This is a genomic window from Pseudomonas sp. HP_08, assembly GCF_055284095.1.
Genome location: NZ_JBTOQC010000020.1, coordinates 1 through 20,849 on the forward strand (window position 1 = coordinate 1; position 20,849 = coordinate 20,849).

12 protein-coding genes and 1 rRNA gene are annotated in these 20,849 nt (G+C 62.4%); 11 read left to right on the plus strand and 2 right to left on the minus strand.

Features of this window, described 5'->3' with window-relative positions:
* The 6 genes from rrf to ACYAS9_RS17950 form a co-directional block, all read left to right on the plus strand.
* Positions 1-104: ribosomal RNA gene (rrf, locus tag ACYAS9_RS17925) — 5S ribosomal RNA — on the plus strand; the annotation flags it as partial.
* Positions 105-266: 162 nt separating this feature from the next.
* Positions 267-3,728, plus strand: a complete 3,462-nt coding sequence (gene recC, locus ACYAS9_RS17930) for an exodeoxyribonuclease V subunit gamma (protein ID WP_463569610.1) — start codon at positions 267-269, stop codon at positions 3,726-3,728.
* Positions 3,725-7,426: an exodeoxyribonuclease V subunit beta gene (gene recB, locus ACYAS9_RS17935; RefSeq protein ID WP_463569611.1), complete on the plus strand. Its 3,702-nt coding sequence runs from the start codon at positions 3,725-3,727 to the stop codon at positions 7,424-7,426. The genes recC and recB overlap by 4 nt, the downstream gene beginning before the upstream one ends.
* A complete protein-coding gene (gene recD / locus ACYAS9_RS17940; protein WP_463569612.1) occupies positions 7,423-9,495 on the plus strand; it encodes an exodeoxyribonuclease V subunit alpha in 2,073 nt (690 codons plus the stop codon). The genes recB and recD overlap by 4 nt, the downstream gene beginning before the upstream one ends.
* A gap of 353 nt (positions 9,496-9,848) precedes the next feature.
* Entirely contained in the window at positions 9,849-11,096 is a 1,248-nt protein-coding gene (locus tag ACYAS9_RS17945) for an MFS transporter (RefSeq protein WP_463569613.1), read from the plus strand.
* Positions 11,097-11,279: 183 nt separating this feature from the next.
* Complete coding sequence (locus ACYAS9_RS17950; protein WP_463569614.1) at positions 11,280-12,515, plus strand: OprD family porin; 1,236 nt, start codon at positions 11,280-11,282, stop codon at positions 12,513-12,515.
* A gap of 8 nt (positions 12,516-12,523) precedes the next feature.
* Here ACYAS9_RS17950 and ACYAS9_RS17955 read toward each other — a convergent pair whose 3' ends face one another.
* Positions 12,524-13,435: a LysR family transcriptional regulator gene (locus tag ACYAS9_RS17955; RefSeq protein WP_463569615.1), complete on the minus strand. Its 912-nt coding sequence runs from the start codon at positions 13,433-13,435 to the stop codon at positions 12,524-12,526.
* A 181-nt stretch (positions 13,436-13,616) separates the two neighbouring features.
* Here ACYAS9_RS17955 and ACYAS9_RS17960 point away from each other — a divergent pair, with 181 nt between their 5' ends.
* Genes ACYAS9_RS17960 through ACYAS9_RS17970 form a run of 3 tightly spaced genes read left to right on the plus strand, consistent with a single transcriptional unit; the run spans position 13,617 to position 16,859 of the window.
* Positions 13,617-15,038, plus strand: a complete 1,422-nt coding sequence (locus ACYAS9_RS17960) for a M20 family metallopeptidase (RefSeq protein WP_463569616.1) — start codon at positions 13,617-13,619, stop codon at positions 15,036-15,038.
* A 16-nt stretch (positions 15,039-15,054) separates the two neighbouring features.
* Entirely contained in the window at positions 15,055-16,242 is a 1,188-nt protein-coding gene (locus ACYAS9_RS17965) for an amino acid aminotransferase (RefSeq protein ID WP_463569617.1), read from the plus strand.
* Positions 16,239-16,859, plus strand: coding sequence for a YitT family protein (locus ACYAS9_RS17970; RefSeq protein ID WP_463569618.1), 621 nt, complete (start codon positions 16,239-16,241; stop codon positions 16,857-16,859). Before ACYAS9_RS17965 ends, ACYAS9_RS17970 begins: the two co-directional genes overlap by 4 nt.
* A 46-nt stretch (positions 16,860-16,905) precedes the next feature.
* On the opposite strand, the gene ACYAS9_RS17975 is transcribed toward ACYAS9_RS17970, so the two are convergent.
* On the minus strand, positions 16,906-17,427 hold the full coding sequence (locus ACYAS9_RS17975; RefSeq protein ID WP_463569619.1) for an Hcp family type VI secretion system effector: 522 nt from the start codon (positions 17,425-17,427) through the stop codon (positions 16,906-16,908).
* Positions 17,428-17,826: 399 nt separating this feature from the next.
* Here ACYAS9_RS17975 and mmsB point away from each other — a divergent pair, with 399 nt between their 5' ends.
* Positions 17,827-18,720, plus strand: coding sequence for a 3-hydroxyisobutyrate dehydrogenase (mmsB, locus tag ACYAS9_RS17980; RefSeq protein WP_463569620.1), 894 nt, complete (start codon positions 17,827-17,829; stop codon positions 18,718-18,720).
* 93 nt (positions 18,721-18,813) lie between these two features.
* Positions 18,814-20,799 (plus strand): TonB-dependent receptor domain-containing protein, encoded by a 1,986-nt coding sequence (locus ACYAS9_RS17985; RefSeq protein WP_463569621.1) that lies wholly within the window; start codon positions 18,814-18,816, stop codon positions 20,797-20,799.
* Positions 20,800-20,849: the final 50 nt, after the last annotated feature.

Genomic DNA, 20,849 nt, shown 5'->3' on the forward strand with positions numbered 1-20,849 from the left:
AGAGCATTGGAACCACCTGATCCCATCCCGAACTCAGCAGTGAAACGATGCATCGCCGATGGTAGTGTGGAGCTTCTCCATGTGAGAGTAGGTCATCGTCAAGATTCAAACACAAGACCCCTGATCGCACTGCGATCGGGGGTTTTGCTTTGCCCGGAAGAAAAGCATCACCTCGCAATACCCGGCTATTCCCAAACTGGACGCTTGCCCTCGCAGCCCTTAAGGTGCGCCCTTGAGTATCACTCTGACGAGTCAAGGAAGCAGGCATGTCCCACACGACCACGCTCACCGCCGGTTTCATGGTGGTTCATGGCAACCGACTGGATGAATTGCGCAGTCTGGTAGTGTCATGGATGCGGCGTTATCCCCTGGCGCCGCTTGAGAACGAAATCGCTCTGGTGCAGAGCAACGGTATCGCTCAATGGCTGAAACTGGCGCTCGCTGAAGATGCCGAGGATGACGATCAGGGTGGCTGCGGTATCGCGGCAGCGATCGATGTCCAGTTACCCGGCAGTTTCATGTGGCAGCTTTACCGTGCCGTACTGGGGCGTGAAGAAATTCCGCTGACCTCGCTGCTGGACAAGGCCCCGCTGACCTGGCGCCTGATGCGCCTGCTTCCCGAACTGATCGACCGTCCGCATTTTGAGCCGCTGCAACGCTTCCTGACCGTCGACACCGATATGCGCAAGCGCTACCAGTTGTCCGAGCGACTTGCCGACCTGTTCGACCAATATCAGGTTTACCGCGCTGACTGGCTGGAAGACTGGGCTGCCGGCCGCCATCACTTACGCTCCGTGAGAGGTGAACTCAGGCCGCTCAGCCCGGCCAATATCTGGCAGGCTGAATTGTGGCGTGCCCTGCTGCTGGATGTCGGAGCCGAAGGCATGGCCCAGAGCCGTGCCGGCGTGCACCAGCGCTTCATGGAGCGCATCCAGAGCCTGAGCGAAGCCCCGGCAGGCCTGCCGGCGCGAGTGATCGTCTTCGGCATTTCCTCGCTACCGGCACAAGCGCTCGAAGCGCTGGCCGGTCTGGCAAGGTTCAGCCAGGTGCTGCTGTGCGTGCATAACCCTTGCCGCCATCACTGGGCCGATATCGTCGCCGACAAAGACCTGCTGCGTCACCAGTACAAACGCCAGGCGCGCAAGCACGGCATGCCACAGGTGCTGGACCCGCAAACGTTGCATCAGCACGCACACCCGTTGCTTGCCGCATGGGGCAAACAGGGTCGTGACTACATCAACCTGCTGGACAGCCACGACAACCCGCACAACTATCGCTTCTGCTTCAAGGACGAGCGCATCGACCTGTTCAGCGACGGTGACCCCAAGCACCTGCTTGGCCAGTTGCAAGACGACATCCTCGAATTGCGCCCGCTCGACGAAACCCGTGCGCTGTGGCCAACCATCGATCCATTGCAAGACCGCTCGATTCGCTTTCATGTGGCGCACAGCGCCCAGCGTGAAGTCGAGATCCTGCATGACCAGTTACTGGCTCGTTTCAGCAATGACCCCGAGCTGCGTCCGCGCGATGTGATCGTCATGGTGCCGGACATCGACAGCTATGCACCGCACATCCGCGCCGTATTCGGCCAGATCGAGCGCGATGACAAACGCTTCATCCCCTTCACCCTGGCCGACCAGGGGCAGCGTGGCCGTGACCCATTGCTGATTGCCGTCGAGCACTTGCTCAAGCTGCCCGACAGCCGTTTTCCGGTCAGTGAAATCCTCGACCTGCTCGACGTACCGGCACTGCGTGCCCGCTTCGGCATTAAAGAGCGCGACCTGCCGACGCTGCACCGCTGGATCGAAGGCGCCGGTGTGCGTTGGGGCCTGGATGCCCGGCAACGTGCTGATCTTGGCCTGCCCGATGTGCGGGAGCAGAACAGCTGGCAGTTCGGTTTGCGGCGCATGCTGCTCGGCTATGCCGTCGGTGCCGGCGATGCCTATCAGGGCATAGAGCCCTATGACGAAATCGGTGGCCTGGATGCGGCGTTGATTGGCCCGCTGGTTGCCTTGATCGATGCCCTGGACATTGCCTACGCCGAGTTTTCCAGCGCCGCCACCGCGCAGCAATGGGGCGTGCGCCTGCAAACCTTGCTGCTGGTGTTTTTCCAGGCCGAAAGCGAGCACGATGACTATTTGCTCGCGCAACTGGAAAGCCTGCGCGAAACCTGGTTGCAGACCTGCGAATCGGTTGGCCTGCACGATCCATTGCCGCTGACGGTGGTGCGCGAGGCCTGGCTGGCCGGTCTGGACCAGGGAAAACTGTCGCAGCGCTTTCTGGCCGGCTCGGTGAACTTCTGTACCCTGATGCCCATGCGCGCCATCCCGTTCAAGATCGTCTGCCTGCTGGGCATGAACGATGGCGATTACCCACGCGCGCAGCCGCCGCTGGACTTCGACCTGATGGGCAGCGACTACCGTCCCGGCGACCGTTCGCGGCGTGAAGACGATCGCTATCTGTTGCTCGAAGCGCTGTTATCGGCACGCGACCAGCTCTATATCAGCTGGGTGGGCCACAGCATTCGTGACAACAGTGAGCGACCGCCTTCGGTGCTGGTCGGGCAGTTGCGCGACCATCTGCTCAGTGGCTGGCAACTGGCAGCGGCAGGCACACAAGACAACGCCGGTGACGCCTTGCTCAAGGCGCTGACCTTGCACCACCCGTTGCAACCCTTCAGTGCCCGCTATTTTCATGAAGGCTCGGGTTATTTCAGCTTCGCCCGTGAATGGCAGGTGCTACACGGCACTCAGGACGCGGTCGCGGCCTCGCCAATCGATCTGGCGGCATACGAACCCCAGGAACCACTGAGCCTGCAGCAGTTGCACGATTTTCTGCGCAACCCGGTCAAGCACTTCTTCACCCAGCGGCTCAAGGTGTTCTTCGATCAACGCGAAGCCCCGCTGGCCGATGAAGAACCTTTCGTGCTCGACGCCCTGCAGCGCTATGGCCTGAGCGAAAGCCTGCTGGGCGCCGCGATGCTCAACCCCGACGATATCGAAGGCGCCTTGCAAGGTCAGGCCGTGCGCTTGCAGGGCAGTGGCTTGCTGCCGATGGCCGGTTTTGGTTCTGCCTTGCAAGCCGAGTTGCTCGAACCGCTGCCCGGTGTCATGCAGCGCTACCAGGCCTTGCTCAGCCGCTGGCCACAGCCGCTCAACAGCGCGCTGCCGGTCAGCTTCGAGCATCGTCAGGTGCTGCTGGACGGCTGGCTCGACAACCTGCACCGCAATGCCCAAGGCCAGTTACTTGCGGTTTCGGTCATTCCCAACGGCATCGGCTCGAAGAAAACCCGCAAGTGGCACCGGCTGATCCGGCCTTGGGTCAACCACCTGGTGGCCTGTGCCTGTGACCTGCACCTGACCACCGCACTGGTGGCCACCGACGAAACTTTGTTGCTGCCACCGCTGGATAAAAAAGCGGCCGGCGATGCCTTGAACGACCTGCTCAGCGGCTGGCTCAACGGCATGCAACATCCGCTGCCGGTGGCGCCGAAAACCGCCTTTGCCTGGCTCGGGCAAGCTGTCGACAAAGCCGAGGCGGCAGCCCGCAAGGCGTATGAGGGCGATGGCCAGACCAGCAATGGCGAACGTGTCGAAAGCACCGCCTTGCTGCGTCAGTACCCGGACTTCGACGCCCTGCTTGAAAGCGAAGACTTCGCCGGCTGGTGCGAGTCGCTCTACAAACCCTTGCATGACGCCCCCTGGCAGGGCGAGGAGGCGGCTGAATGAACACGGTTACGTCCATCAATCGACCTTTGGCCCTGCGCTTTCCGCTGCGTGGCAGCCAGTTGATCGAGGCCAGCGCCGGCACCGGCAAGACCTTCACCATCTCGGCCTTGTACCTGCGGCTGGTCCTTGGCCATGGCGATGAACTGTCGCGCTTCGGTCGTGAACTGTTGCCGCCGCAAATCCTGGTGGTGACCTTCACCGATGCCGCCACCAAAGAACTGCGCGACCGCATTCGCACACGCCTGGCCGAAGCTGCACGTTTTTTTCGTGATGAAATCGCCGCCCCCGATCAACTCATCGATGAGCTGCGTGACGAGTTCGATCCCGAGCAATGGTCATCCTGCGCCAGCCGCCTCGACATCGCCGCGCAATGGATGGACGAAGCCGCGGTCTCGACCATTCACAGCTGGTGCCAGCGCATGCTGCGCGAGCATGCCTTCGACAGCGGCAGCCTGTTCACCCAGAGCCTGGAAACCGATCACAGCGATCTGCTCGGTGAAGTGCTGCGCGATTACTGGCGGCGTTTCTGCTATCCCATGGACGGCGCGGCGCTGGCCTGGGTACGTGAAAACTGGGGTGGCCCGGCAGCCTTGCTGACGCGGGTACGCGGGCTGTTCGGTCGTGAGTTCGAAGCCTCGCAGCAAGAACCTGCGCAACTGATCCTTGAGGTGCTGGAAAAGCGTCGCGCTGCCTTGATCGACCTCAAGGCGCCATGGGCCAACTGGGCCAGCGAGCTGCATGACATTTTCCAGAAGGCCGTGGCCGCCAAGCAGGTCAATGGCCGGCAGATTCAGGAGCGTTACTTCAAGCCGTGGTTCGACAAGCTCGCGGCCTGGGCAACCGATGAAGAACAGGAAAGTCTCGACCTGGGCACCGGATTTACCCGGCTGACCCCGGACGGTATCGCCGAAGCCTGGAAGGCCAAGCCGCCGCAACACCCGGCCTTCGCGGCCATGCTGGCCTTGAAGAGCGCGCTGGACAGCCTGCCGACCCCGGATGCCGAGTTGCTCCAGCATGCGGCCGCCTGGGTCAGCGCACGCTTTGAAGCCGAAAAGCGTCGCCGTGCAGAAATGGGCTTCGACGACATGCTGCTCAGGCTCGACGCCGCCTTGCACGCGGCGGGCGGCGAGCGGCTGGCGACCCTGATTCGCGAGCAGTTTCCGGTGGCGCTGATCGACGAATTCCAGGACACCGATCCTGTGCAGTACCGGATCTTCGACAGCATTTATCGCCTGGAAGACAACGACGAACAGACCGGCCTGTTCCTGATCGGCGACCCCAAGCAGGCGATCTATGCCTTCCGTGGCGCCGACATCTACACCTACTTGCGCGCACGCAAAGCCACCGATGGACGCTGGCATACGCTGGACACCAACTACCGTTCCAGCGTGGCCATGGTCGAGGCGGCCAACCATGTGTTCCTGAGCGCCGAGCAACGCGCGTCCGGTCGAGGCGCCTTTCTGTTTCGTAAAGGCAACGACAATCCGGTGCCGTTCGCGCCCGCACAAGCGCAGGGCCGCAAGGAACGTCTCGAACTCGATGGTCAGCCAATCGCGGCCTTGACCGTCTGGCAACTGCCCGGCGAGCAGCCGGTGTCAGGCACGGTCTATCGCCAGCAACTGGCCGCCAGTTGCGCCAGCGAAATCGTGCGCCTGCTTAATGCCGGTGCTCAGGGCAGCGCAGGTTTTGCCCGCGACGACCAACCGCTGCGCGGCATATTGCCGGCCGACATCGCCATTCTGGTGCGCGACGGCAAGGAAGCGCAGGCGGTGCGCAGTGAACTCAACAAGCGCGATGTGCGCAGCGTGTACCTGTCAGACAAGGACTCGGTGTTTGCAGCCCAAGAGGCCCACGATGTGCTGGCCTGGCTCAAGGCCTGCGCCGAACCCGATGTCGAGCGCACCTTGCGTACTGCGCTGGCCAGTATCACCCTGGCCTTGCCGCTGGCGGACCTTGAGTACCTGAACCAGGATGAACTGGCCTGGGAAGAGCGGGTCATGCAGTTTCGCCGTTACCGTGCCATCTGGCGTACCCAAGGTGTGCTGCCGATGCTGCGGCGCCTGCTGCATGACTTCAAGTTGCCGCAGACCCTGATCGCCCGCAGCGATGGCGAGCGGGTGCTGACCAACCTGCTGCACCTGTCCGAACTGCTGCAACAGGCTGCCGCCGAACTGGATGGCGAACAGGCGTTGATCCGCCATCTGGGCGAACACCTGGCGCTGTCCGGGCAGGCCGGCGAAGAACAGATCCTGCGTCTGGAAAGCGACGAGCAACTGGTCAAGGTGGTGACCATCCACAAGTCCAAGGGCTTGCAATACCCGCTGGTGTTTCTGCCGTTCATCTGTTCCAGCAAGCCGGTGGATGGCAGCCGCCTCCCGCTGCACTTTCATGATGAAAAGGGCCAGGCCCGTATCAGCCTGCAACCCACCGAAGCACTGATCGAACGTGCCGACGACGAGCGTCTGGCCGAAGACCTGCGCTTGCTGTATGTCGCCTTGACCCGTTCCGAACACGCCTGCTGGCTGGGCGTGGCCAACCTCAAGCGCGGCAACGCCAACAGCTCGCAACTGCACCGCTCGGCGCTGGGTTACCTGCTGGGTGCGGGCCAGCCGCTGAGTGACAGCGCGCAACTGGGCGAGTGGTTGCAGGCGCTGGGCAAGGACTGCGCGGCCATTGACCTGCAAACAGTACCGGAACCGAGTGACACCGCATTCAGCCCACCACGCAAGGTGGCCAGCCAACTCAAGACCCTGACGCCACGGCGCAGGGCGACGGATCACTGGTGGATTGCCTCTTACAGCGCATTGCGCATTGGCGATGGCCTGACAGTCGGTGGCGACAGCGCGCCCGATACACCGCTGGCGCAAAAGCTGTTTGATGACGAACGCCCGGAATCACAGGTGGTGCGCGACCCCTTGCCCGGCGTCAGCGACTTGCACCGCTTCCCGCGTGGCCCCAACCCCGGGACCTTCCTGCATGGCCTGCTGGAATGGGCCGGCAAGGAAGGCTTCGCCCTGGCCGCCCGCGACCCTGAAGGCGTGCGCGACACCGTGGCCCGCCGTTGCAACCTGCGCGGTTGGCAGGCCTGGATCGAGCCCCTGAGCGACTGGTTGCTGCACCTGCTCGAGATGCCGTTGCTGCTGAGTCAAAGCCTGCAGCCTCTGGCGCTGTCGGCACTGGACCAGCCCAACCAGTACCGCATCGAAATGGAGTTCTGGTTCGCCAGCCATCATGTCAATGTTGCGCGAATGGACGAGCTGGTACGCCATTACACTCACGGCAACGCCCCGCGCGCGCCACTGCAAAGCACCGCCTTGAATGGCATGTTCAAGGGCTTCATCGACCTGACGCTCGAACATGACGGCCGCTATTACGTGGCCGACTACAAGTCCAACTGGCTGGGCGCCGATGACGCCGCCTACACCGCAGAGGCCATGCAAGCGTCGATCCTGGAGCATCGCTACGACCTGCAATACACCCTCTATCTGCTGGCCCTGCACCGACAACTCAAGGCGCGGCTGCCCGGCTACGACTATGACCAACACATGGGCGGCGCGCTGTACCTGTTCTTGCGCGGCAGTCGCGCGCCGGGGCAGGGCGTGTATTTCACCCGTCCGCCGCGTGAATTGATCGAAAGCCTCGACGTGCTGTTTCAGGGCACCTCGCAGGCTCGGGTTTCTCCTGGAGAGTTCGCATGAGCCGCACCTTTGCCGACCTGTTGCCGGCACCGCTGGAAGTCGACAGCCTGACCCGACTGATGCCGCTTGAGCGCATCGATGACCTGCTGCTGTTGCTCGACCGCTGGAGCGAGCGCGGCTGGCTGCGTTCGCTGGACCGGGCCTTCGTGGCGTTTCTGGCGAGCTGCGATGCACAGGCCGATCCGCGGGTGTTGCTGGCGGCGGCACTGACCAGCCATCAGCTTGGTCATGGGCATGTGTGCCTGGACCTGTACGAAACCCTCAAGGCGCCCGACTTCGCCCTGTCGTTGCCGCCCGAAGGCGATCTGCAAAGCGGCCCGATGCTGTTGCCGTCGCAACTGCTGGTCAGCCTGGACGGCGGCGCCTGGTGTCAGGTGCTGGCCGACAGCGCGCTGGTCGCCAACGCCGACGACAGCAGCCCGCAAGCCTTGCAAAAGCCGCTGGTGCTGGCCGACCGGCGCTTGTACCTGCGCCGCTACTGGAACTATGAGCGGCGCATCGACGCGGTGTTGCGCCAGCGCCTGGCCGAACAGGAAACGCCGCCTGCCGATCTGGCGCGGCGGCTGGACGCGCTGTTCGGTAAGCCCGGCGCGATCATCGACTGGCAGAAACTGGCCTGCGCGCTGGCCACCCGGCGAGCATTCAGCATCATCACCGGCGGGCCGGGCACCGGCAAAACCACCACCGTGGTGCGCTTGCTGGCGCTGTTGCAGGAGCCGGCGGTACACAGCGGCCAGCCTCTGCGCATTCGGCTTGCGGCGCCCACTGGCAAGGCCGCTGCACGGCTGACCGAGTCCATCAGCCAGCAAGTGCAGCAACTTACTGTCGAGCCACAAGTACGCGACAGAATCCCCAGCGAAGTGACCACCGTGCACCGCCTGCTGGGCAGTCGTCCGGGCACTCGACACTTTCGCCACCATGCCGGCAACCCGTTGCCGCTGGACGTGCTGGTGGTCGATGAAGCCTCGATGATCGACCTGGAAATGATGGCCAACCTGCTCGACGCCTTGCCGGTGCATGCGCGCATGGTATTGCTCGGCGACAAGGACCAGTTGGCCTCGGTGGAAGCCGGCGCGGTGCTGGGCGACTTGTGTCGCGATGCCGAGGCCGGCTTCTACAGCCCGCAGACCCAGGCCTGGCTGGAGTCGGTCAGCGGTGAAAACCTGAACGACAGTGGCTTGCAGACCGGCGATGAGCAGCAGCATCCGCTGGCCCAGCAAGTGGTGATGTTGCGCCACTCGCGGCGCTTCGGTGAGGGCAGCGGCATCGGCCAGCTGGCGCGGCTGGTCAACCAGCAGCAACACACCCAGGCGCGGGCCTTGCTGGCCGGCAACACCCACGCCGACCTGTTCGTGCGCGTGCTCAAGAACGAACAGGACCGCCGTTTCGAACAGCTGGTGCTCGACGGTCATGGGGACGGTCCGCAAGGCTACCGTCATTACCTCAGCGTGCTGGCGCAACAGCGTCCGGCGGCGCAGGCCGTCTTGAGCGACCCGCGCTGGACCGTCTGGGCCCGCGCCGTGTTGCAGGCCTTCGATGAGTTCCAGTTATTGTGCGCGGTGCGCAAAGGGCCATGGGGCGTCGAAGGCCTCAACCTGCGCATCACCCATGCGCTGTTCAATGCCGGATTGATCGGCAGCGAATTGCAGTGGTACGAAGGCCGGCCGGTGCTGATGACCCGCAACGACTATGGCCTGGGCCTGATGAACGGCGACATCGGCATTGCCCTGATGGTGCCGGAGCGTGAAGGCGAGGCGCATCAAGTGCTGCGCGTGGCCTTCCCGCGTAACGACGGCAGTGGTGAAGTGCGCTTCATCCTGCCCAGCCGGCTCAACGATGTCGAAACGGTCTACGCCATGACCGTGCATAAATCCCAGGGCTCGGAATTTGCCCACACCGCGTTGATCCTGCCCGAAGCCCTGAACCCGGTGCTGACCAAAGAGCTGATCTACACCGGCATCACCCGCGCCAAACACTGGTTCAGCCTGCTCGAATCGCGCCAGGGCGTGTTCGAGCAAGCGCTGCAACGCAGGGTCAAGCGTCTGAGCGGCTTGATGCTCGGGCTGTAAACGACGCCTGCCAAAAGGATGGATGCGCCTTTATAGCGCATTCATCCTGTCCTTCGCCGTCAGCCGTCCTGGCCTTCGGCACTCTATAGACCCTCAATCCAACCCTCTAAATCGCCTGTCTTGGCCAAGGCACTATTAACGATCAAACGATGCAAAATGTTGCGGTCGTGGCTTGCCTTTAGGGCAACGATTGCTTCTGAAATGCATAATTGTGGGAAAGCGGGGGCGTGCCTACCATCGGTCCATGGTCGCACACCGCCACTTCAACGCCGGCAGCCGACCCTTCCCCCTAACCTGCCGGAGCTCCTCGAATGACAACTGCGCAGATGACGACTGATCCATTGGCTTCCCGCATGCCCAGAAGCAAGCTGTACAAACTGGTGATCGCCTCCTCCATCGGCAACGCGCTGGAGTGGTTCGACCTGATCGTCTATGGCTTCTTCGCCATGACCATTTCCAAGCTGTTCTTCCCCAACACCGACGAAACCGTTTCGCTGCTGCTGGCGCTGGGCACCTTCGCGGTGTCGTACATGATTCGCCCGCTGGGCGCGATTGTGCTGGGCTCCTACGCCGACCGTATCGGGCGCAAGGCGGCGATGCTCATCTCGATCTGGCTGATGATGCTCGGCACCTTCCTGATCGCGGTCATGCCCACCTACGAAACCATCGGCCTGCTGGCACCCATCGGCATCTTTGCCGCACGGTTGATTCAGGGCTTTTCGGCCGGCGGCGAATTCGGCAGTGCCACGGCGTTGCTGGTCGAGCATGCACCTGAGCGCAAGGGCCTGATCTCCAGCTTCATGTTTGCCAGCCAGGGCATCAGCGGCCTGCTGGCGTCCGGTTTCGGCCTGCTGCTGACCACCACCCTGACCACGCAGGAGCTGGAATCCTGGGGCTGGCGCATTCCGTTCCTGTTCGGCCTGTTGATCGGCCCGATCGGCCTTTACATCCGCCGGCACATCGACGAAGCCACCGAGTTCAAGCAGACCGAGCCTGAACACACCCCGGTCGGCACGCTGTTCAAGGCACACAAATACCGCATGGTCCTGGCCATCGGCGCGCTGGTGCTGTCGACCTCGGTCAGCTACGTGATCATCTACATGCCCACCTATGCCGTGAAGCAACTGGGCCTGACTGCCTCGATCGGTTTTGCCGGCACCTTGCTCAGCGGTCTGGTCCTGACCCTGCTGACGCCGGTCATCGGCCACCTGTCCGATGTCTTTGGCCGCACCCGCATCATGTTCTGGGCGGCACTGGTCTTTGTCGCCAGTATTTACCCGGCGTTCTCCTGGCTGGCGGCCAACCCGACCCTGATGGCGTTGCTGGCGGTACTGTTCTGGATGAGCGTGCTCAAGGCTGTGTACTTCGGCGGCCTGCCAGCGCTGATGTCCGAGCTGTTCCCAACCCAGGTCCGGGCCACCGGCATGGCGCTGAGCTACAACATCGGCACCACGATCTTCGGCAGCTTCACGCCGTTCTTCGTCGCCTGGCTGATCGGCGCCAGCGGCAACAAACTGGCCCCCAGCTTCTATCTGCTGGTCACCGGCCTGCTCAGCCTGATCACGCTGCTGGCGATCAGGCAACAGCTCAAACGCGCCTGATCAACAGGCCGGGTTGCCCGCCAAGCGTGCGGGCGACCCCGGCCTGACGCTTGTCTGCCACACCCCAAGAACCCAGAAACATGCCCGACATGTTCGCCTGGCGCGCCTGCGCCACGGATCCTGCTGCGTCACGCAGATGATCCTTTGACTGCTTCCAATCACTTGAAGATTCTGGAGTGGGATATGTTCGATTCGCGATTCAAGCACTTGTTGGCCGCCACTGCAGGCCTGTGCGCCGTAAGCACCGCCCAGGCCGATTTTGTCGATGACAGTCACCTGACCCTGGGCCTGCGCAACTTCTACGTGGACCGCGATTTCAAGCAGGACAACGCACCCAAGTCGCGCACCGGCAGTTGGTCGCAAGGCTTCGATCTGCAGTTCAAATCCGGCTACACCGATACGCCTGTGCAGTTCGGCCTGGATGTCGGCGCCGACTTCGCCTACCGGCTGGACGGCGGCAAGGGCCGCTCGCCCGATGGCGTGCTGCCGGTCGAGACCGATGGCAGCCCGGTACACGACTACGGCCGGGCCAATGTCGCCGCCAAACTGCGCTATTCGAAGACCGAACTGCGCATCGGCGACCAGCGCCCGAACCTGCCGGTTGTTTCCTTCGACCCGACCCGCCAGTTGGTGACCCGCTACGAAGGCGCGGTGCTGGAGTCAAAAGAGATCAAGGACCTGACCCTGACGGCCGGGCGGCTGTGGAGCATCACCGGGCGTGAATCGGCCAACCGTGAAGACCTTTACCTGTGGGGCGACACCCCGGCGCAATCGAGCGACGGGCTGAACTTCGCCGGCGCCAGCTACGCCTTCACCCCAGCCTTGTCGGCCACGTATTTCTACGCCCAGCTCGAAGACATCTACCGCCAGCACTACCTGGGCCTGGCGCACAAACTACCATTGGGCGCCGGCTTCACGCTCAAGACCGATGTGCGGTACTACAACACCAAGGAAGAAGGGCAGGCACTGTCCGGCCGCGTCGACAATCGCACCTACGGCCTGATGTTCAGCCTGAACAAGGGCAGTCACACCTTCGGTGCCGGCTACCAGAAGATGATGGGCCAGGACATCTTCCCGACCTTCAACAACTATGCCCCGGCACCGTACCTGATCAACTGGTCGGCGCTGGGCTTCGTCAAGCCCGGCGAGCGTTCCTGGCAGGTGCGTTACGACTACGACTTCGCCGGCCTCGGCATGCCGGGGCTGAAATGGATGGCGCGCTGGATGGAAGGCAACGACATCAATCTGGGCCAGCAAAGCCACGAAACCGAACGTACCTCGATCCTCAGCTATGTGGTGCAGAGCGGGCCGCTCAAAGGCTTTGGTGCCAACTGGATGAACATCGGCGTCAATGTCCGCGACACTTCACGCTACGAAGAAAACCGCCTGGCACTGACCTACACGATGAATTTCTGGTAACGCTGCGGTTACCGGGCGATGCGGCTCACGGTCACCAGTTGCTCTTCCAGAAAGCTCAGAAAATAGCGAATCAACACCGGCAATTTGCGCCCCGCCATGATCTGCACTTGCAGGCTGCGCTGGCGCAGTTGCGGGTCGCTCATCGGCACCAGCAGCAGGTTGTCGCGCGCGGCCGTGCCGCTGACCGTGGCGGTGCCGCACAGCGCGATCACATCGGTGGAATGACGCACCGCGTTGTAGATCGCGCCCAGCGAGTGGCTGGCGTAGGCGGGCAGGATGGTCAGGCCGTGCAAGTGACAGGCGATGTCGAACAGATAGCGGATGGTCGAGCCGACATGCGGCAAGGCCAGCGGGTATTCGCGCAGTTGCTGCACCGTCAATGACTCGCTGCCGGCCAAAGGATGGCTGGCCGGCATCAAGGCACTGATCGGCGACTCGCAGCTCAAGGATATTTCCACGCCCAGCGTGGGCGTCAGGCTGAAGGTCAGGGCGATGTCGACCACGCCATCCTTGACCAGTTGCGAGGCCTTGGCGGCGTCGACCACCTGCAAATCGAAACTCGCCCCCGGATGAAAACCCCGAAACTGCGCGCACACCCTCGGCAGAAACTCCCAGGCCATGCCTTCGGGGCAGGCCAGGGCGATCTTGTGCTGCTGCAAGGTATTGAGGCCGCGCATCTCGGCGATGACATTCTTGACCTCCAGCTGATTGCGATTGGCATAGGCCAGCAGCAATTCGCCAGGCTCGGTCAGTTGCATGCCACGTGGCTTGCGCTCGAACAGCGGTACGCCCAGCGTTTCTTCCAGATTGCTGATCTGCCGGCTGACTGCCGACACCGCGACATGCAGGTCTTCGGCGGCGGCCGACAACGAGCCGGTTCGGGCAACACTGTGGAAGTAACGCAAAGGCAGGTCGTGCATGGCCGGACTCCGTTGAAAACTGCTTCACAAATGTGCAAATCAGGTTTGCCATAAAGGCAATGATGGCTTGAGAACTTGATAATTGTTGCAAGTCAGGGCGCCACGTTAACCTGCCACGCATTGTCGGTCGAGCGCTTCGTGATCGCTCGTGCCAGCCACTGCCTGATAGCAAGGAACCTTTATGTCGACCTCTTCTGCGAACACCCGCGCGCAGGCCATCGAGCTGGCCGCCGGGCATTACACCAGCGGCGCCTTTGTCGAAATTCTCAACCGCCGTGTCGCGCAGCGCACTGAAAGCCAGAACCCCGACTGCGCGGTGCCGTTGCGCGATTACCTGTTGCTGGAGCTGCAACCGGTGTTGCAGGCACTGGGCTTCACCTGCCGTGTGCTGGACAACCCGCAACCCGGCAAACCCCCGCTGTTGTTTGCACAGCGCATCGAAGACCCGGCGCTGCTGACCTTGCTCAGCTATGGCCACGGTGATGTCACCAGCGGCCAGGACGAACTCTGGCAAGAAGGCACCGCGCCCTGGCAGGTGAATATCAAGGAAGGCCGTATTTACGGTCGCGGCACCGCCGACAACAAGGGCCAGCACAGCATCAACCTCGCGGCGCTGGAAGCGGTGCTGCATGCTCGCGAAGGACGGTTGGGTTTCAACCTGAAAATCATCTTCGAGATGAGCGAAGAAGTCGGCTCGCCGGGCCTCGAACAAGCCTGCCGCGACAACGCCGAAGAACTGGCCGCCGATCTGTTTCTGGCCTCCGACGGCCCACGGGTGCGTCATGACCTGCCGACGCTGTTCCTTGGCTCGCGTGGTGTGTGTCAGTTCCGCCTGATCCTCGACACCGGTAACGGCAGCCGTCACTCCGGGAACTGGGGCGGCATCATCACCAACCCGGCCATCGTCATGGGCCATGTGTTGTCCAGCCTGGTCTCGCCCAGCGGCCAGTTGCTGGCGGACTTTCTGCGCCCGGCGCCGATGAGTGAAGCGGTGTCGGCACTGGTGCGTGACCTGCCGGTGGGCGGCGAGAGCTTTGATCCGCAGCTCAACCCGGCTTGGGGCGAGCCCGGCCTGAGCGTCGGCGAAAAACTGTTCGGCTGCAACACCCTGGAAGTGGTGGGCCTGTCGGCGGGCAGCACGGTCAAGGTGATCGGTGCCATTCCGGGGCGTGCCGAACTGGTCTGCCAGTTGCGTTTTGTCGCCGGCACCGAGTGGCAATCGCTGACCGACAATTTGCGCCGCCACCTGGACGCGCAGGGCTTTGAAGCGGTGCAGATCCAGCTCGACGGCGGTTATGCCGCCACCCGGCTCGACCCGCAGCATCCCTGGGTCGGCTTTGTGCGCGACTCGGTCAGCAGCAGTCTTGGCGAGCCGGTCAGCATCCTGCCCAATCTGGGCGGCACCATTCCCAACCACTGTTTCGCCGATGTACTGGGCCTGCCGACGGTCTGGCTGCCGCATTCCTACCCGTCCTGCAAACAGCACGCGCCCGACGAACACCTGCTCGAAAGCATCGTCGAGCAAGGCCTGAAAGCCGCTGCCGGGCTGTTCTGGGACCTGGGCGAGCACGGCGCTCGCTTGCGCGACTCATTGCCAAACTGACTCACAGGATCCGACCATGACCCGTTTCGAACACCTGGAAATACTCGCTGACGACCCGATTCTCGGCCTGGCCGACCTGTTCACCCGCGACACCCGGCCCGGCAAGATGGACCTGGGCGTGGGCATCTACAAAGACCCGGCCGGGCGTACGCCGGTGATGGCAGCGGTCAAGCTGGCCGAGCAATGGCTGGTCGACAACGAAGCAACCAAAGCCTACACCAGCACCGCCGGCGTGCAGGGCTTTGCCGAAGTCATGGGTCCGCTGTTATTGGGCCAAAGCCATTCCGCGCAACACAGCGTGGTGCAGACGCCAGGCGGCACCGGCGCGCTGCGCCTGATGGGAGAATTTCTCAGCCGTAGCGGCAGCGCGCAACGGGTGCTGATCGGCGTGCCGACCTGGCCGATCCATGCTTCGATCTTCGAGCGCGCGGGGTTGCAGGTCAGCACCTATGCGCACCTGACGCCGACGGGTGAATTCAACCTTGATGCCTTGCTGGACAGCATCGATCAGGCCCGGCCCGGCGATGCCGTGCTGCTGCACGCCTGCTGCCATAACCCGACCGGCATCGACCCGACTCGCGAGCAGTGGCAAAGCATTCTTGAGGCTGTACAACGCAAAGGCCTGCTGCCGCTGTTCGACATGGCTTATCAGGGGTTCGGCGACGGTCTGGAAGCCGATGCCTGGGCCTTGCGCCTGTTCTGTGCGCAACTGCCTGAGGTGCTGATCAGCGCCTCGTGTTCGAAAAACTTTGGCCTGTACCGCGAGCGTACCGGCGCGCTGCTGGTGCACAGCGACAATGCGCGCAATCTGCAGGCCGCGCGTACGCAGATCATCGACGCGGCGCGCAGCCTGTGGTCGATGCCGCCTTCGCATGGTGCGGCCGTGGTCACCCGGATTCTCAACGATGAATCGCTCAAAACCTTGTGGCTTGCCGAGCTGGAAGCCACGCGGCTGCGCATCAATGGTCTGCGCGATGGCTTGTGCCAGGCGCTGAAGCACATCGATGCCTATGCGCCGTTTCATACCCTGGCGCAGCAGAAAGGCATGTTCTCCAACCTGGGCCGCACCCCGGCGTTCGTTCAGGGCCTGCGTGAGCGTGCCGGGATCTACATGGTCGGGCAGGGCCGGATCAATGTTTCGGGCATCGCCCCGCAACGTCTGGATGCACTGGCCTGTGAACTCAAGGCAGCGCTGGCGTCATGAGTGATCAGGTCGCCGCGCAGGCACAGAAGCATCGGCTGATCGAAGACGTCCAGGCCATCGTGGTCGGCACCTTGCTGATTGCGTTGGGCATGAACCTCTACGCCTATGGCCAGTTCCTGACCGGCGGCGCGGTCGGGCTGGCGCTGCTCAGCCATTACCTGAGCGGCTGGTCGGTGGGGCTGTGTTTTTTCCTGATCAACCTGCCGTTCTATTACCTGGGCTATCGGCAGATGGGCGCGGCGTTCATTGTGCGCACCTTTGCCGCGATCAGTTGCCTGTCGCTGTTCAGCGCGATGATGCCGGGCGTCATTGCTTTCGAGAGACTCGACCCGCTGTTTGCGGCGATTCTTGGCGGTTGCCTGATCGGGGTGGGGTTCATTCTGATCTTTCGTCACGGCGCGAGCCTGGGCGGGGTGACGATTCTGGCGTTGTATTGGCAGCAGCGGCATGGCATCAGTGCCGGCAAGGTGCAGATGGTGATCGACGGGCTGATTCTGCTGGCGGCGTTCTTTACCGTTTCGTGGAGTTCGGCGCTTTATTCGGTGATCGGCGCGGTGCTGATCAACTTCATCATGATCTTCAACTTCAAGAAGGCGCGGTATAACGGCTTTAGTTGAAGGTGGAGCCAAAGGCCTGCAAAGCGGGCCTTGGACTCCCGGCGGATTAGCCGGCCGCCGCAGGCGCTCTCCAGTCATCGGAACCTGAGCTGGTGCTGACTATATGTTCCCAGCTGATCTTGCGATAAGAGAACTGCACTTCTTCCAGATGAGTGAAGTGCGCATTGCCCGGATCCTGGCAGTTATGCATGTAGCCGCGAATATTGACGATGATCGCGTCCTCCAGTTTGGTTGTGTAGTAGTGCTCCTGCGTGCCGGAAGACGAGGTGCGATACCACTCGATCACCACCTCTTTCAAGAGTTCGCCGGACGTCAGCGAGGCCAGTAGCAGTGGTGAGGCCCTGTCGAACACCTTGGTAATACAGAGCGGTTGGTGTACGCGCTGGCCAGTCGGCTGGCCGGACTGCGGATCGCGAGGGATCATGATTTCGTGACTGAAACCTTGGACCATTACCTGATCTTCGTGGCCTTCCTGGTAGTTGTTGCCTACCGAGTTGGCGGTGAATGCGTTTTTTGTGATCAATTTCGACTTGTCACCGGTAATGGACATGTAGGCAGGTGTAGCCATGGGTATTTCTCCTTGCAATGAATAAATCCCCGGCGGAAAAACCGTCCGGGACGCAAGGGGCTATACCAAGAAGCGTGCCTGTTAATATTTTTGTCTTTTAAAACAAAAGGATAGGTTTTTAACCTGCCGATATTCGTTCATTTACCCCACCAGAACCCCGCTATTTCGCGCAACACCCTGCATGCCCCTGCAAACCCTTGCGCAGTCACCTGAAAGCCTTGTTCTGTAAATTCTGCATCGATCTGTCCACAGACTTATCCACAGTTCGCCGCGCAACAGATTGCGCATCAAGGCTGCACGCCTGCACGCGATAAACCGGCCACGGTGGTCTTCAATGTAGAAGCAGAGCAGCCCCATTGCGTGACGACATTGCGCTTTGCACGCCAAAGGAGAACAACAATGAAAATCGCATTCATCGGTCTGGGCAACATGGGCGCGCCCATGGCCTGCAACCTGATCAAGGCCGGGCACCGTGTGCGCCTGTTCGATATCGACAAAAATGCCCTGGCCGAGCTGGTCACCCAGGGCGGGCATATCAGCCAGTCACCCGCCGACGCCGCGCAAGACAGCGAACTGGTGATCACCATGCTGCCGGCCGCGACTCATGTGCGCAGCGTTTACCTGAGCGAAAACGGCGTACTGGCCGGCATCCAGCCCGGCACGCCGGCGCTCGATTGCAGCACCATCGACCCGCAGACTATCCGCGAGCTGGCCGACATCGCCGCCCGCCAGGGCATAACGCTGAGCGATGCGCCGGTGTCCGGCGGCACGGCGGGCGCCAAAGCTGCCACCCTGACCTTCATGGCCGGTGGCTCGCTGCAACACTTCGAGCAAGTCAAACCGGTGCTGGCGCAGATGGGCCGCAACATCGTGCACTGCGGCGACACCGGCACCGGGCAGATCGCCAAACTGTGCAACAACCTGCTGCTGGGCATCTCGATGATCGGCGTCGCCGAAGCCATGGCGCTGGGCGATGCGCTGGGCATCGACACCCAGGTGCTGGCCGGGGTGATCAACAGTTCCACCGGCAGTTGCTGGAGTTCGCAAAGCTATAACCCCTGGCCCGGCATCGTCGACACCGCGCCGGCCTCACGCGGCTACACCGGCGGGTTCGCCGCCGACCTGATGCTCAAGGACCTTGGCCTGGCCGCGCAGGCAGCCCGCAGTGCGCACCAGCCGGTGATCCTCGGCGCGCTGGCCGAACAGCTGTTCCAGGCCATGAGCCAGCGCGGTGAAGGAGGCCGGGATTTCTCGGCAATCATCGAAGGTTACCGGCGGCCGGATGCCAAATAGCTACCACCTTGTAAAAACTGTCACACCTTGACCAACCTTTTGCAATGCAGATGCATACGATTCTCTTTTACCTATGAATCGTAAGGGTCTGTCATGCCTTCTCCATTCCGTCTGCGGCCTTCGGCTGTCATGATTCAACTCGCCCTGGCCGCCATGGCAAGCGGCCAGGTCTACGCCGACCAACCGCCGCAGGATCTGACTCAAACCAGCAATACCCAGGTGCTGTCGCTGGAAGACGTGGTGGTCACCGCCGCCGGTTATGAGCAGACCGTGGAGCAGGCCCCGGCTTCGATCACCGTCATCACCGGTGACGAGTTGCGCAAGAAATCCTTCCACGACCTGACCGACGCGCTGCGCGATGTCGAAGGCGTGACGGTCAACGGCAGCGCCAACGAAACCGATATCTCGATCCGTGGCATGCCGGCCGACTACACCCTGATCCTGGTCGACGGCAAACGCCAGAGCGCTCGCGAGTCGCGCGTCAACGGTAACCGTGGCTACGAGCAAAGCTTCGTGCCGCCGGCTGAAGCCATCGAGCGGATCGAAGTGGTGCGCGGCCCGATGTCGTCGCTGTATGGCTCCGACGCCATCGGCGGGGTGATCAACATCATCACCCGCAAGGTCACGCCCGAGTGGGGCGGCTCGGTTACCTATGACTACTCGGCGCGCCAGCACAGCGACCAGGGCAATGCCCGCCAGACCCAGTTCTTCCTCAATGGCCCGTTGATCGGTGACACCCTGGGCCTGCAGGTCTGGGGCCGTTATCTGGATCGCCAGGCCGATGACGATGTCGAGCTCACCAACGGCTACACCAAGGCCGACCACAAGGACATCACTGCCCGCCTGGCCTTCACGCCGACGGTCGATCACGACATCCTGCTCGAAGGTGGCGCTACGCGCCTGAAAAACGGCGATGGCCTGAGCGCCAACTGGGCCACCCGCGAACAGGAAAACAACCGCGATCACTGGTCGCTTTCGCACCAGGGCCGCTGGGGCTGGGCGACATCCGATGTGTCGCTGGCGTGGGAAAAGTCCAGCCGCGAAGGCCTGGCCAGCGAATCCCAGAGCGATGTGCTGGGGCGCAAGCCAACGGTTGAAAACACCGTGCTCGACGCCAAGCTGGTGATCCCGACCGAACACAACATCATCACCACCGGCCTGCAGTGGAACGACACCAGTGTCACCGACTGGAACCAGGCGCTGGGCGACCGCAAGAACTACGAGTACTCGGTGGTGCAGAAAGCCCTGTTCGCCGAAAACGAATGGTCGGTCACCGACACCTTCGCGTTGACCACCGGCTTGCGCATGGACCACCACGAACAATACGGCGTGCACTTCAGCCCACGTATTTACGGGGTGTGGAACGCCACTGACGAGTGGACCTTCAAGGGCGGCGTGGCGCGCGGCTTCAAGGCGCCGGAACTGCGTGCGGTGATCGAGGATTACGCCGTACTGCGCCGCAACACCTTCGCCATGCTCGGCAACCCGGACCTCAAGCCGGAAACCAGCACCAACTACGAGCTGTCGGCACTCTGGTCCAACCGCGACAACCTGTCGGCCGGCGCCACCGTGTTCTACAACGACTTCAAGGACAAGCTCTCGACCGTCACCACGACCGAGCGCTACAACGGCTTCATCGTCATGGAGCGGGTCAACGTCGACAAGGCCGTGATCCAGGGACTTGAACTCAACGGCCGTTGGGATGTGACCGACACCGTGGCGATCAAGGGCAACTTCACCTACACCGACTCCGAGCAGAAAAGCGGCGCCAATGCCGGTGCCCCACTGGCCCTGACCCCGGAACGCAAAGCCAACGTGCGCGCCGACTGGCAGTTCAGCGACAGCATCGACCTGTATGCGTCGATCAACTACTACGGCAAGGAATACGGCACCACCCTCACCGAAGAAGCGGCCCCGGCCTACACCACCGGCGATATCGGCGGCTCGTATGAATTCAGCAAGAACCTGAGCTTCAACGCCGCCTTGCAAAACGTCACCGACAAACGCCTGGACGACGAAACCTACGGCAACGTCAACTACGGCCGCACCTTGTGGGCCAGCACCACCGTGCGTTTCTGATATCCCACGTGTAACGCGCTTGGTCCGGCATATCGAGAACCGAGCGCTAA